The sequence below is a fragment of the Aminivibrio pyruvatiphilus genome, assembly GCF_004366815.1.
Lineage (GTDB): Bacteria > Synergistota > Synergistia > Synergistales > Aminobacteriaceae > Aminivibrio > Aminivibrio pyruvatiphilus.
In genome coordinates this window covers 170,756-184,974 of record NZ_SORI01000002.1, presented here as the reverse complement: position 1 = coordinate 184,974, position 14,219 = coordinate 170,756, and the positions used below count along the sequence as shown (strand labels likewise).

At 65.4% G+C, this 14,219-nt stretch carries 11 protein-coding genes; 8 read left to right on the top strand and 3 right to left on the bottom strand.

The genetic code is table 11. The annotated features are described in order from the left end of the window. Window positions 1-35: 35 nt before the first annotated feature. Both C8D99_RS02670 and C8D99_RS02665 read right to left on the bottom strand, forming a co-directional pair. Entirely contained in the window at window positions 36-3,620 is a 3,585-nt protein-coding gene (locus C8D99_RS02670) for a UvrD-helicase domain-containing protein (protein ID WP_133956116.1), read from the bottom strand. Between the two features lie 3 nt (window positions 3,621-3,623). Further along, window positions 3,624-6,530 carry a PD-(D/E)XK nuclease family protein gene (locus tag C8D99_RS02665; RefSeq protein ID WP_133956114.1) on the bottom strand — a complete coding sequence of 969 codons (2,907 nt, stop codon included), beginning with the start codon at window positions 6,528-6,530 and terminating at the stop codon, window positions 3,624-3,626. A 229-nt stretch (window positions 6,531-6,759) separates the two neighbouring features. Between C8D99_RS02665 and C8D99_RS02660 the strand changes: the two genes are divergently transcribed. From C8D99_RS02660 to C8D99_RS02630, 8 genes are all read left to right on the top strand, one after another. Next, window positions 6,760-7,002, top strand: a complete 243-nt coding sequence (locus tag C8D99_RS02660; protein ID WP_208321047.1) for a type II toxin-antitoxin system Phd/YefM family antitoxin — start codon at window positions 6,760-6,762, stop codon at window positions 7,000-7,002. A gap of 13 nt (window positions 7,003-7,015) precedes the next feature. After that, the gene (locus C8D99_RS02655; protein WP_208321046.1) at window positions 7,016-7,261 is read left to right on the top strand and encodes a Txe/YoeB family addiction module toxin; all 246 of its coding nucleotides are present in this window, start codon (window positions 7,016-7,018) and stop codon (window positions 7,259-7,261) included. Between the two features lie 162 nt (window positions 7,262-7,423). Then, complete coding sequence (locus C8D99_RS02650) at window positions 7,424-7,603, top strand: hypothetical protein (RefSeq protein WP_133956108.1); 180 nt, start codon at window positions 7,424-7,426, stop codon at window positions 7,601-7,603. A 66-nt stretch (window positions 7,604-7,669) separates the two neighbouring features. Continuing rightward, window positions 7,670-7,804, top strand: a complete 135-nt coding sequence (locus tag C8D99_RS15640) for a hypothetical protein (RefSeq protein ID WP_274542659.1) — start codon at window positions 7,670-7,672, stop codon at window positions 7,802-7,804. Window positions 7,805-7,820: 16 nt separating this feature from the next. After that, window positions 7,821-9,710, top strand: coding sequence for a thiamine pyrophosphate-dependent enzyme (locus C8D99_RS02645; RefSeq protein ID WP_133956106.1), 1,890 nt, complete (start codon window positions 7,821-7,823; stop codon window positions 9,708-9,710). Beyond that, the gene (locus tag C8D99_RS02640) at window positions 9,707-10,273 is read left to right on the top strand and encodes a 2-oxoacid:acceptor oxidoreductase family protein (protein ID WP_133956104.1); all 567 of its coding nucleotides are present in this window, start codon (window positions 9,707-9,709) and stop codon (window positions 10,271-10,273) included. The genes C8D99_RS02645 and C8D99_RS02640 overlap by 4 nt, the downstream gene beginning before the upstream one ends. A 109-nt stretch (window positions 10,274-10,382) precedes the next feature. Then, window positions 10,383-11,009, top strand: coding sequence for an HAD family hydrolase (locus C8D99_RS02635; RefSeq protein ID WP_243833814.1), 627 nt, complete (start codon window positions 10,383-10,385; stop codon window positions 11,007-11,009). After that, on the top strand, window positions 11,006-12,823 hold the full coding sequence (locus C8D99_RS02630; protein ID WP_133956099.1) for a thioredoxin domain-containing protein: 1,818 nt from the start codon (window positions 11,006-11,008) through the stop codon (window positions 12,821-12,823). Before C8D99_RS02635 ends, C8D99_RS02630 begins: the two co-directional genes overlap by 4 nt. Here the strand turns inward: C8D99_RS02630 and C8D99_RS02625 are convergent. Continuing rightward, a complete protein-coding gene (locus tag C8D99_RS02625) occupies window positions 12,820-14,205 on the bottom strand; it encodes an MATE family efflux transporter (RefSeq protein WP_133956097.1) in 1,386 nt (461 codons plus the stop codon). The genes C8D99_RS02630 and C8D99_RS02625 overlap by 4 nt on opposite strands. Between the last annotated feature and the right edge of the window lie 14 nt (window positions 14,206-14,219).

The following is a 14,219-nucleotide window of genomic DNA, read 5'->3' as shown; positions in this document are numbered from 1 at the left end:
CGCTCTGGATGCTACACGAGTGCGATCGCTGTCGCTCAGGATGCCGCTCCCCTGAAAGGGCAGTCCATGCGGTAAAAGCACCTCCGGCACCGGTCGGTCCGGGGAGGGAAGGGGCCCTGGGCGGCCCGGAGGGCCGTGGACCGTATATCCTCTTCCACCGCCTGCCATGAGCCTTCCGGCATCACGGGCGCGCCTTCTTCCCCCGTCCGCAGGCGGATGAGGCGGATGTCTGTCTCCGCCTCCCCGAAGACGGACCGGGCGGCGCAGCCGTAGAAGAGAAGCTGCGCATCGTAGAGGAACTTCCACGACGGCTCATCCCCGGCAGGGAGGCTTTCGTCACCCGCCGTGATCTTGTAGTCCCGGATGAACACTCGGCCCTCTTCCCGCCAGAGGGCGTCCATGGCCCCGGTGAGCAGCGGCCCGTCCCTGAGGGGCACCCGGAAGGGGATCTCCCGATCCAGGCTGCCGTCGGCGGCGAGGGCGGCAAGTTTTCTCCCCGCCGCCCCTTCGGCCGTGACGGTGAGCCATCCCCGGAGGGCCGCCCGTTCGGCGCTGTCGTTCCAGGCGGCGCGAAGGCGGGGCGGGAGGCGGGGAGGGAGGGCTTTGCCGAGATACCGTTCCAGGCCGGGAGCCGTGAAGTCCCACCGGGCGAGGACCCAGTGGGCGAGGGAGCCGAGGTCGGCCCCGCCGAACTCCTCCGAGGAAGGAAGCTCCCAGGCGAGTTCGAGGCCCTGGCGGAATTTCATTCGCCATGCCGCGGGGCACCACGAGAACAGGGCGTAGGAGGTGGCGCTGAGCCGTTCGTACCGCAGGTCCGCAAGGGGGGGCGAGAGGATCCACCGAACGGGCTGAATCTCGCCGGATGTGGCCTCCGTCTTTCCACGGCTATTCCGGGGATCGTCTTCGGCGGCGGCGGGAACGGGGAGGAACTCTTCGCCGGCCAGGGAGAGCCACGACCCCTCTTTCGGGGAGGGGGAGCCGTCCTTGTCCAGCCCGCAGGGCGAGCAGAGGATCAGGCAGTCCATGGCCCGGGTACAGGCCACGTAGAAGAGGCGCTGCCATTCTTCCTCCACTTCCGTCTTCTCGAGGAAGGATGCCAGCTTTCCCGTGGCGGATTCGATTTCCTCTCCGCCGTCCGCCCATTCTCTAGGGTAAGAAGACGCACCCGCCCCCAGCAGGGGGGACGCGACCAGGGATTCACCCTTTCCCCCCCTTCCCCCGGGAGCCTTGTTCAGGTCCGCCACGGCCACGATGGGAAACTCCAGTCCCTTGGCGCTGTGGACGGTCATCACCCGCACCACGTCCTCCTCGTCCCCCAGGGGGGACGTCTCCGTCACGGTCCCCTGCCCGGACCGGAGGGAGGCGAAATAGCCGGCACACCCGGCCGGGTCCGGTCCGAAGACGGCCTCGTACTCCCGCACCATGTCCAGGGCCTGCCGGAGGTTGGCCAGGACGTTCCGGCGGTTCCACGCCGGATAGGTGCGAAGGTACGACTGGTCCCGGAGAAGGGAGCAGAGGGCTGCAAACAGCCCGCTGTATCTCGCCTCCGCCCGGAGAGCATCCAGCCGGGCCGCCGCCCCGGGATGCCGCGCCGGGAAGTCTTCCCCGCAGGGGAGGAGGGCGTAGGCCTCCTCCAGGGAGAGCCCGGAGAAGGGGGTGCAGAGAAAGGCCGGCAGGGCCCCCCGGTCCTCCGGAAAGGCGATGGTCCGGATGGCGGCGGCAAGGTCTTCGATCTCCCCGCGGTTGAAGTATTCCTTTCCCTTCTCGAAGGCCGCCGGGATGCCCGCCTCGGACCGGAACACCATCTCGAGGGCGGGAAAGGACGTCCGGGCCGGGACGAGGACAGCCATGTCCTTCCACCGGGCGGGCCGCATGCGCCCTTCTTTCTTGTCCCACACGTCCATCCCGCGAAAAGCCGCCAGCTTCTCGGCGAGGCCCCGGGCCACCCTCACCCGCACCTCGCCCGTGGATTCCGTCTTCTTCCTTCCTTCGCCGTTCTCCAGGGGCCGGGCGTACCGGATGACCGTGTCCAGGGGGGGAAGGGCGGTGTCCTCCCGCAGCTTTGCCTGATCCGGACCGCCGGGAAAGACCAGAGGCTCGTATTCCTGGGGCAGGGAGGAGGAAAGGCCGTTCCGCCAGACATGGCCGAAGATCCCGTTGATCCTTTCCAGCAGGGAGGACCGGGTGCGGAAGCTCGCCTGGAGGGGGATGTACCTGTCTCCTTCCCCCTGGCGCAGAATCAGGCTGCCGAAGAGGGTGGGGTCGGCGTGGCGGAAGCGGTAGATGGACTGTTTCAGGTCCCCCACCAGGAACATCCTGCCTTCCCTGCCCGCCACGGACCGGATGAGGGCGTCCTGGAGGGGGTTGGTGTCCTGGAATTCGTCCACCAGGATCTCCCGGTAGGTGCGCACCTGCCGCCCTTCTTCCCCCGGCGCCGCCGCTTCGGCGGCGAGGCGGATCATGTCGTCGAAGGAGAGGAGTCCCCGCCTGCGGCGGAACTCCCGGCAGCAGCACCACAGCAGGGCCGTCAGCCTGAGCAGGATGTTCCGGAGGCGGAAATGAAGGCGTTCCTCCCCCGTGCCGAGGAAAGCCAGCCCCTTCCACAGGAAGGCGAAACGCTCCCTGTGCTCTTTCAGGGACCGGCAGCCCGCCAGGTCCGCCGCTTCCTTCGCCGCGCTTCCCGTCGCCCCTGTGAGGCTCTTCAGAAGGCACCCGTACAGCTCCGCCGCGAAGGAAAGAGCCCCCTCCGCGTCAAGGGCTTCGGGAGACGTGCCCCTCCATCGGTTCCGGAACGCGGCGAGCTTCTCTTTGTAGGCTCCTCCTCCGGGCAGTTCTGCGGGCAGCCCCGGGAGAACCGTGCCCAGCCAGATTTCCGCCGCTTCCCTCGCCTGGGGAAGGCACACGGCCTTCAGCCGTCCGGTGACGGGGGCGAAGTAGTCCCGGTCAGCCGCCGCCGCGAGCAGCTCCTCGGGGTCCAGCCCCCGGCTTTCCAGGATATTCGCCAGGGAGAAGGCGAACCCCGCCGTCGTGTCCGGGGAATAGGTGTTCAGCACATGGGGGAGGTCCTCCATGCTTTCTCCGAGGAATTCCTCGGGTGACCGTTCCCCTGGGAGGGCATTCCGGAACCACTGGAGGTCGAGGGCGTCCAGGGCAGCCGCAGCCCGGCCGGTGAACTGCCTCTCCTCGGGAGGGGAGATGGGGCGGGCTGAGAGGCCCGAAGGAAGGAAGAGGGCCTCCTCTCTCAGGATATTCAGCGCGAAGGAGTGGATTGTGGAGACGGGAGCCTCGGACAGCTCTTCCGCCGCCCCCGCCAGCAGTCTCCCGTCAGGATCGAGGGTGTCCCTCATCCTCTTGAAACGGTCCGCAATGCGGTCCGCCATTTCCCGGGCGGCCTTCTCGGTGAAGGTCAGGGTCAGGATGTCCCGGGGCCGCATCCCGTCCCGGAGAAGGGCACGGAGAAAGCGCCACGAGAGGGTATGAGTCTTTCCCGTACCGGCCCCGGCCCCTACCAGGGTGAGGGGGGTATCGGAGAACACCGCCTCCTCCTGGGCAGGGAGAAGGCTCCTTTCCAACCCGATGCTGTCCCTGAGCCGTCCGGTCATCAGGTTGCCGTCCGCCATGGCCTATTCCTCCCCTTCCCCGTTATCCTCTTCCTCCGCCCGGAAATCCCTGCGCCTGCAGAGGGAGGAGAAAGAGCAGTATCTGCATCGGTCCGAATCGTACTCCGGCGGAAAGTCCCCCGAAGCGAGTGACTTAGCCGCCCGGTTCATGGCATCCGCTGCCTGGGACTCCAGGTCCGCGAGAGACGTTTTTCCGGTGTCCAGCCAGAGGGGCGCGCCGTCATGTCCGGCGCCTGCCGCCGAGCCGTCGCTCAGGCCGAGGAAGACCGCCGCGGAGGCACTCCGCCGTTCCGGGCCCTCCCGGAGGGCGATGCTGTAGGCGGCGAGCTGGAGGCTTTTTGTGTATTTCGTTGCCCTGCCGCTCTTGTAGTCAAAGAGGAGGGCGGAGCCGTCGCCGAGGATATCCATCCGGTCGCACCGTCCCCGGAAGACCGTCCCCCCGATCTCCAGCTCAGGCAGAGGGAATTCCCGCCGCTGTTCTCTCCGGGCCTCCCCGAGGCCGCTCGTCTCCAAGGCGTCCTGAAGCGCCCCGAGGCGTCGGTTCTTCTCCCGCTGGTCAGTCCTGTGGCGGAAGAGCCGCTGGTCCGAGAGCAGCCCGGGGTAACATTCCCCGTAGGCGGCGTCGAAGAAGCGGTCCGCCAGCTCCTCCAGGCTTCCTCCGGAGGAAAGGCGCTCCTTCCACGCCAGCTCCCAGAGCCGGTGGAACCCGTTCCCCGCCAGGTCGCGGCGGAACAGCTCCTCACCTGCAGGCTCGAGGCCCATCCTCCGGCAGTAGTACAGGAAGGGGCAGGCGGCGTAGTCGTCCAGGCCGCTCAGGTGGAAGACCTTCTCGGGCAGGGGGAGGGATAGGAAACGGGGATCCCCCCGGGAAAGGCCCTTTCGGGGGCTGCATTCGGCAGGAATCTCCACGCCTCTGACACACGCCGTTTCTCCGGCTGCGGGGGGGAGAAGATCCCCCAGGGACCGTTCATAGGAAGTTTCCGCCGGGATAAGCCAGGGGGACGGTCCGGCCTCCGCCTCAGTCACGAAGGGGGACGGCGGCAGAGGCCGCCCTCCGCCGTCGGCCAGGGGGCGGACGAAAAGACACAGTTCCCGTGCGCAGGCGGCAAGTCTCCGGAAGAGGGCTTCCCGCTGCTTCCGCTTCTCCGGCACCAGGGGGAGATGGCTCCGCCCCAGGCCGAGGCTGTCGTGGAGGATGCCCTTCCGGTCGTCGTTCAGCAGCGGGGATTCCCGCACCTGGCCCGGCCAGCGGGAGGCCGTGGCGCCGAGGAAGACCCACACCGCCGCCGAAGTCAGCACCGGCGGCGTTCCCTGGTAAACCGCCATGGCGGGGGAGACCGGCGGCGAAGTCCTCGTGGAGGCGGTCTCCGCCCACCGGGCCAGGAAGGCCGCGGCCTCCCCGCCCCGAAGGACCGCCCTGCCAGAATCCCCGAGGTCCCGGGCCAGGTCGCGGAGCGCCCGCTCCTTTTCCCCGGCCTCCAGCACGGCCACATTCACCGTCCGAAGCATTCCGTCCAGGGAGGGAAACTCCCGGGCTCCCGCGATGAGCCCCTTCATCTCCTCCCTGTCGGGAGCCAGTTTTCCCAGGGCCGAAAGCAGCTCCTCGGGACGGCCTCCTGCGGTTACGGCGTCTGTGAAGGCCAGAGCCCTCCGGAAGGCGTGCAGCGGAGCGTTCCGGGACAGCGTTTTTTTCGCCGCTTCCCCGAGGAAGCCCAGCCATCCCTTCCTGCCGCAGGGAAGGGATGCGGCGAAGTCCTCCCGGGGAAAGCCGAAGGGCGAGAAGAGAAGGCCGGAAAGGAAATCCGCCGTCTCCCCCGCAGGCCACCCCTCGGAGGCCAGGTCCAGTGCCCGGAGGGCGCTTTTCCAGAGGATCGTCTCCGATACAAGCACCCCGTCCTTCAGGGAGAAGGGCAGCCCGTACCGGGTGAAACTCTCCGCGGCGGAGGCCGTATCCTCCCCGTCGCCGCAGACGCCGATGGCGGACCACCCCGGAAAGGGAAGTCCCGTGGATTCCGCGATCTTCCCCTCGCCCGCGGACCAGAGAAGAAGCTCCCTGGCGAGGGTGTCCGAGGCAAGGCGGAGGTCTCCTCCCGCCATGGAGAAGGAAAGGGCCGGGCCGCTTCCCTCAACCGGCGTCACCGACGCCTCGGGGAACTGGTCCGTCGCCGTGTAAAAATCGCCCGGGCCGCACCCGGGGACGAAGAACTCCATCTCCGCCCCGGCCTCAAGGAGCTGCCGCAGAAAACGGAGCTGTCCCGAGGCGAAGCTCAGGAACCCCACGGCGGTGATCCGGAAGGCTTTCGCCCGCTCCCGGGCCGTTTCGGACTCCGCAAGAAGGTCCCGCCCGAGGGAGGGGATGTGGGCGCTGTCCGCGAGGTTCCGCTCTTCCAGGAGGGCCGTGTAGTCCCGGTAGATCCTGCAGAGGATTCCCGACTCGTCGTCCAGCCGGATGCACCCCCCGTCCTGAGGACACCCCGCGCACCCCAGCGAACCGGCCAGGGTCTCCGGGGGCACGTCCTCCCGCAGAAGCTCCCGGACCGCCCCTCCGGCAAGGTCGAGGAACCCTTCCGAAAAGACTCCCGGCGGCAGAGATTCGGCGAACCGCTCCCGCAATGAGCTAATGATGCTCCTCAGAAGCAGCCAGTGGTCCGGCGGGTCGATCTGAGCCCGGGGCTTCTCTTCCGCACCCGCCTCCAGAAGGGCCCGGTAGAGGTCATCCCAGATCCAGACGTTCCGTTCCCGGACCCTGCTCCCGAATTGTCCCTCCGGATCGGAATCCCCTTCGGCGGAAAGCATGTCCAGGAGAAGGGGTCTGTCGCGGTTTGACGGTACCAGGAACACCCGTCCGGGATCACCGGTCCGGTCGGCCAGAAGACCGGAAATGTCCGCAGGATTGCGGTAGGTGTGCATCAGCAGGGCGATCGCCTCCTCACTATACGGAAGAAGTGTAGCACATTTCGACCGGTGTACGGCTTCGGAGGAGGGACTGCCCAATCGCCGGCGGAGCCGCACCAACGGGGGATCATCAGAAATCCGGGAGAACGGATTATCCCTGCGCCCAAGGAGAGGAATGGAGAGAGTACGCACTTGACTCGTACGAGATGACGTACTATGATAAATGCGTCAGGGAGGTGATGTCGTGATCATCACGGCGAGCAAGGCGCGGGCAAATCTGTACAGGCTGATAGACCACGTCACGGAGACGGAAGAACCGGTCTACATCACCGGAAAGCGGGGCAACGTGGTGGTCCTGTCGGAGGACGACTACCGGGACATCCAGGAGACCCTTGCTCTTGCGGCGGTACCCGGAATGCGGGATAAAATTCTCTCAGGCATGGCCGCTCCCCTGTCCGAGTGTGTCGAAATAGACGAAGATGCATGACGGGCTGTGGCGGGTGTTCTACACGAAGGAGGCCCTGAAGGACAGAGAGAGGGTCATCGAACGGGGCTGGGGCGAAAAGATCCGGTCCATCGAGCGTGCCCTCCGGGAGAATCCATACGCGCCTCCCAGGGAGAAACTGGTGGGAGAGTTTAAGGGGGCCTACTCGAAGAGGATTAACCGGCAGCATCGGGTGGTCTATCAGATACTTGAGGAAGACCGGGCGGTCAAGGTGGTCAGCGCCTGGAGTCATTACGAATAGCGGGATTAATGACGGAGAAGCCGCATCCCAAGGGATGCGGCTTTTTGGGGCCTGTCGGAAGGCAGGGCCGGCTGGTTTCCTATCCGCCGAAGGACTGAATGCGGGTTCTTCCCGTCATGGTACAATGCAGGCATAACCATGATACCTTGAGGAGGTATGACCATGAGAAAAGGGAGAATAGCACTGTTTCTGTCTGTTCTGGCTGTACTGCTCGTTTTTTCGGCGCTGCCCGCAACGGCCGCCGAAGGTCCTGTCCTGAAGCTGGCTCCGGGAGTGGCTGAAAAACTGCAGACCATCGGGCCGGAGCTGTACCTCGAGTGGGGCGTCTACAAAAACACCTGAGGGGAGGACCTTTCCGCTCTCGTTGAGAGCGGCAAGCCCTTCTTCAACCCCGAGAACTTTGTGCCGGTGACCGATGAAAGCGGCAGGGTGACCATTCTCGTCAACAGCAGGATTGCCTTCAAGGACAACACCATCCTGGTGGAGCACTTCACTTTCCGGGGTAGGGACATTTTCATCTCCAGAACCGCCCTGAAGCCATAACAAAGGAGGCAGGAAAATGAAAAATCTCGGCGAAATGCTGCTGCGGCAGGATCCCTTTTCCGAGATCGTCCTGGGAAACACGGCCCTGGCCCGGGCCATGATCGAGTCGGGGACGGAGGTTGTCACGTCGTATCCCGGTTCCCCCACCCCTGAAATCGCATCGGCGCTTCTCTCCGTTCCCGGGGAGAAGCGCCCATTCTATTTCCAGTTCTCCACCAACGAAAAGGTCGCTACGGAGGTGGCCTGCGGCGCCTCCCTCAACGGGCACCCCTCCTGTGTCTTCTTCAAGAGCGTGGGGCTCAACGTGGCCGCCGACTCCTTCGTCCAGCTATCCCTCCTGGAACTGGAGGGAGGGCTCGTGGCCGTCCTGGGCGACGACCCCGGGGCAAACTCGTCCCAGAACGAGCAGGACAACCGGCACTTCGCGCGGATGGCCTACATCCCGGTACTGGAGCCGTCCTCGCCGTCGGAGGCCTACCGGTACTACCTCGAGGCCATGGCCCTGTCCCGGCGGCAGAAGATGCCCGTGATCCTCCGGATGACCACCCACGTATGCCACGGAAAAGAAAAGGTGGCCTTCGGGGCGTGGAAGGGCGGTAGCGTCAGTACTGAATCCCGTTTCGACACCTCGGGCGGCCCCATGGTGCCCCTGACGGCCTCTGCGCTGGAGATGAAGCGCAGGTCCCTGGCCCGGCTTTCCCTTGCGGGATGCGAGATGGATTCCCCCGCCTTCTGCGAGGTCAGGAAGGGGACGGATTCCTCGAGAGGCGTCATCACCGCGGGGCTGCCGTTCCGGTCCCTCCTGGATGTGCTGGAGGATTCGGACCGGACCCCTGACATCCTGAAGCTGGGAGCCGTGTACCCCCTGCCGGAAAAGGCCGTGGAAGAGTTTCTCCGCACCCACGGACAGGTGAAAGTCCTCGAGGAACTGGACGACGTGCTGGAAAAGGACATCAAGGCACTGGCCTTCGACAGGGGCATAAGGGTTTCCATCACAGGAAAGACTGACGACGACGACCGGATCGGGGAGTACACCCCCGACAAGGTGGCTGAAGTGCTGGCCAAGACATGGCCCGACATGGTTCCCCTCAGGGGGGCCAAGAGGCAGCCGTCCCTGGCCCCCAGGCCGCCCCAGATGTGCCCGGGGTGCGGCCACCGGTCGGCGTTCCATGCCATCCGGCAGGCCCTGGCCAAAGAGGACATCACCGTGGCGGACATCGGATGCCATACCCTCGGCTTCCTGCCCCCCTACGAAATGGGGGAGGTGCTCCTCTCCATGGGGCACTCCACCGGGACGGGGGCGGGGCTCTCCCTGTTCAACAGGTCGCGGAAGGTGGTCAGCTTCATCGGTGACTCCACCTTCTTCCACGCGGGCCTTCCGGGAGTGGTGAATGCCGTGTTCAACAACCACAACCTGACCCTCATCGTCATGGAAAACGGCACCACCGCAATGACGGGCCACCAGGACCACCCCGGCGCGGGGCGGAACGCCAACGGCCCGTCGGAGACCATTCCCGTCCGGGGGGTCCTCGAGGGGCTCGGGGTGAAGAGCATCCGGGAGGTGGACGCCTACAGCCAGGGCAAGCTTATCGAGATGGTGAAGGAAGCCATGGCCGAGGAAGGGTTTTCCGTGGTGATCGCCCGGCACCCCTGCATGCTGAAATACACCCGGGAGCAGCAGCGGAGTCCGGACTACGTGCGGAAGTCGGTGGAAGTGAACCAGGAGACGTGCGACCGGCTCCACGTGTGCGTGGAGTCCTTCGGGTGCCCGTCGTTCCAGCGGGATGAGGACGGAACGGTGACCGTGAGCCGGGAACTGTGCATCGGCGACGGATCCTGCATCCAGACCTGTCCGGTGAAAGCCATAGGTCTCAGGAAGGAGAACAGGGGAGGGGAGAAGGCATGAAGCGGTTCGATATCTACATGTCCGGCGTGGGAGGCCAGGGGATCGGGCTCCTGAGCGAGGCGGTCATTCGCGCCGCCGATCATGCGGGCCTTTCCGTCTGCGGCGTGGACACCCACGGCCTTGCCCAGCGGGGCGGTATGGTGGAATCCTTCATCAGGATCGGCGGGGAGGTGTCCACCCCGCTGGTGAGAAAGGGCTCCGCGTCCCTGGTCCTCGCCCTGGAGCGCACCGAGGCCCTGCGTGCAGTGGAGGCCTATGCAGCCTCCGGAGGGGTTCTGCTCTATTTCGACACCCTTTGGCAGCCCCTGGACGTCCGTCTCGGGAAGGCCGACGCCGTCACCGTCGGAGACGTGGAGGAGGCCTGCCGCCGGCTGAACGTCCGGCATTTAGCGGAAAAGAGGGACCTTCCCGACGTGAGGATGCAGAACGTGGCCCTGCTGTCGAGGGCGGCAAAGGAGGGGCTCATCCCCGGCGTGGAAATGAAGCACTACCGGAAGGCCCTGGAGGACCTTCTCCCGGAGAGGGTGCTGGCGGAAAACCTGAAGGTGCTGGAGGGGCAGTGATTTCAGAAGTTTCAGGGGGCCGTCCTCCGGGGCGGTCCTTTTCTTTTTTCCGGCCGCAGGGTACCATTAAAGAGAAGTGAGAAAGAGGTGGTATGGAGTGTTTCGATGCGTGATTTTTGACTTCGACATGACCCTCGTGGACAGCAGCTACGCCATCAGGGACACCATGAACATGGTGGCGGAGCGGCAGGGGCTTCCTCCGGTGACCCGGGAGCAGGTGCTGTCCGTTATCGGGCTTCCCATCCGTGAATCCTGGATGAAGATATGGAACCGTTTTGACGAGGAGTGGCTCACCGAGTTCAGGGCCCTTTTTCTTGAGCAGGAGTTTGCGGGTATTTTCCCCTTCCCCGGAACAGTATCGGTTCTCGAGGCTCTCACGGAGAAGGGAGTGGCCCTCGGAATAGCCTCCAACCGGCAGTCGCCGGTCAATCCGCTGAAGGCCACCGGGCTCTCCGGATATTTCCGATCCGTAGTGGGCATGGGTGATGTGGAGAACGCCAAGCCTGCCCCGGACATGATCCTGAAGGGTATGGCCGAACTGGGGTTCGGGAAGGATGACACCCTCTTCGTGGGAGATACGGCGGACGACATGACGGCTGCGGCTGCGGCAGGGATCCGGTCCGTTGGGCTCACAAGCGGGAATTTTCCCCCGGAGGGCCTTGTCGGGGCGGGAGCGTGGAAAGTGATGGACGCCATCGAGGAACTGCTCCCCCTGTGGAACGGGGCAGCGTCATGACAGGGCGCAGAAACCTGCTCGCCGGGGAGAAATCCCCCTACCTGCTGCAGCACGCCGACAATCCGGTGAACTGGCACCCCTGGGGCGACGATGCCTTCCGGAAGGCCAGGGAGGAGGACAAGCCCCTCTTCGTCTCCATAGGCTACGCCACCTGCCACTGGTGCCACGTGATGGAGCGGGAATCCTTCAGCGACGGCGAGGTGGCGAACCTCCTGAACGACGCCTGCGTTCCGGTGAAGGTGGACCGGGAAGAGCGTCCCGACATCGACGGGAACTTCATGGCGGTCTGCCAGATGATGAACGGCAGCGGGGGATGGCCCCTGAACGTCTTTCTCACCCCGGAAGGGCTGCCCTTCTTCGCCGCCACCTACCTGCCCAAGAGGGGGACGGCGGGCAGGCCCGGCATGGTGGACATGGTCCCCAGGGTGAAGTGGCTCTGGAAGACCCGGAGAGAGCAGGTGATGCAGTCCGCCGGAAGCATCCGGGAGACCCTGCTGAAAGAGGCCCTTCCCGCGGCGGGCCCCCTCCCGGGACAGGCCCAGGCGAAGGCCGCCTTCGACGAGCTGTCCCGGGGATACGACCCCCAGTGGGGCGGTTTCTCGAAGGAGCCGAAATTCCCCATGCCGTCGTGGCTTCTCTTCCTGTTTCACTACTGGAAGCGCTTCGGAGAAGGGTCGGCCTTTTCCATGGCAAAGAATACCCTGTCCCGCATCTGGGCAGGGGGCATACACGATCACCTGGGGGGAGGCATTGCCCGGTACGCCACGGACCGCCGGTGGGTTCTGCCCCACTTCGAGAAAATGCTCTACGACCAGGCGCTGCTTCTCCATACCGTGTCGGAATTCCACAGGGAGAAGCCGGACCCTCTTTTCGAAGCGTTCGCCGAAGACCTTGCCGGGTTTGTGCTCCGGGAAATGACCTCCCCGGAGGGGGGATTCTATTCCGCCTTCGACGCCGACAGCGAGGGAGAGGAGGGGAAATACTACCTCTGGACGGAGGAGCAGATCCGGAACACTCTCTCCCGGGAGGAGGCAGGAGTTTTCCTGCACTCCTACGGCGTTCTCCGGGGGGGCAACTTCAAAAACGAGGTTACGGGACGCATCCTGGGGGACAACGTGCTCTACATGGCCGTTCCTCCCGCCGAGGCGGCGGCGCGGTTCTCCCTGGAGCCGGAGGAGCTCGGCGGGCTGCTTGCCTCCTGCAGGGAAAAGCTGCTCGCCGAACGCAGGAAACGCCCCGCGCCCCTGCTGGACGACAAGATCCTCACCGACTGGAACGGTCTCATGATCGCCGGACTCTCCCTGGCGGGGAGCGTGTTCGGGCGGAAGGACTGGGTGACGGCGGCGGAAAAGGCGGCCCGGTTCATCGAACTCAAGCTTCGGGAGAAGACCGGCAGGCTGCTCCACAGGTACCGGGACAGGGACGCCGCCATTCCCGGATTTCTTGACGATTACGCCTTTCTCGCCTGGGGCCTGACGGAGCTCGGCGCTGTCACCGGAAAGAAGGAATACGTCCTTTCCGCGGCGAAACTCATGGACATCCTCCTGGAGGAATTTGCCGACGGGAAGAGGGGAGGATTCTTTCCCCACGGGGGGCAGGACGCAAATCTCTTCCTCCGCAGGAAGGAAGCCTACGACGGGGCCATACCCTCCGGAAACGCCGTGGCCATGGCGAACTTCATCCGTCTCGCCGGTCCGGCCGGAAGGAAGGACTTCCCGGACCATGCCCGGCGTATCGGGGGAGCCTTCTCGGGGCACGTTTCAAAATACCCTCTCTCCCACGCCCACCTTCTCACGGCGGTCCTGATGTTCTAGCGTTCTCCAGTCTCCGCAGGGGAATCTTCAGCGCCGCTTCCGCAGCTTTGCCGGAGGCGGCGCATTTCTTTCCGGTACAGAAGCCATGTCACCAGGCCGGCGGAGAGGTCCGCCGCGGGAAAGGAAGCCCACACCCCCGCCGTGCCGAAGACGGGTGCGAGGACCGTCACCAGGGGGATGAGAAAAATGACCTGGCGGAGCAGGGAGAGGGCGAAGGAGGGGCGGGCCTTGCCGATGGCCTGGAAAAGACCCGACGCCATGATCTGGAAGCCCGTGAGGGGCATTCCGAGGGCGAGCATCCGGGCTGCGTCGGTGCCGAGGGCCGTGACCGCGGGGGAAGATGTGAACAGCCCCGTGATCTCTTCCGGAACGGTGAGGAACAGCACGGCCCCCGCGGCGCAGAGGACCGTGGAAGCCCCTATGGAAATGCGGAGGGCCGACACCACCCGGCAGTGCTGTTTTGCCCCGTAGTTGAACCCCACCACGGGAAGAAGCCCCTGGACAATGCCGAAGACGGGCATGACGGCAAAGAGAAGCACCCGGTTCACGATGCCGTAGGCCGCCACGGCGTCGTCGCCCCCCGTGGAGACCAGGGCCAGGTTCACCGCCAGCAGGGAGAGGCTGGCCGCTCCCTGCCGTGCGAAGGCGGCCGCTCCCACGGAAATGCATTCGGCGAGGATGGAGGCCCGGAAACGGAAGTGTTTCCAGCGGAAGGCCACCAGGCTCCGTCCTGCCAGGTAATACCACCCCAGCCAGAGGGCGGTCGCTCCCTGGGAGATGACCGTGGCCCAGGCGGCTCCCCGCACCCCCCACCCGAACCCCAGAATGAACAGGGGGTCGAGGAGGGTATTGATCCCTGCGGAAATGATCATGGTCATCATGGCGAAGGAGGCGTTCCCCTCCGCCCGGACGAAGTTGTTGGCGGTGATGGAAAAAGCGAAGAAGGGGGCTCCGAGGAAGAGCACAGCGGCGTACTCCTCCGCCAGGGGAAGGATGTCCCCGCTGGTTCCTATGAGCCTGAGGAGGAAGGGAGCCAGGAGAATCCACAGAACGGAGAGAAGCAGGCCCGCGGCCCAGGTGGCGAAGAAGACGGTCCCCGCCGTCTTTTCCGCCCGTTTCCGCCTGCCCGCCCCGAGGCTCCTGGAGATGACCGAGGCGCCGCCGACACCCCCTGCCTGGGCCACCGCCATGATGATCATCTGGAGGGGGAAGGTCATGGAGACGGCGGTGATTCCGGCCGGGCCCACTCCCTGCCCCACGAAGAAGGCGTCCACAAGGCTGTAGGATGCCTGGACGGCCATGCCGAGGGCCGCCGGGAGGGACAGGCGGAAGAGCAGGGCCCCCATGGGGCCGGAGCGCAGTGCTTCGGTGTTGTCGGCCATGTCGCATCTCCCTT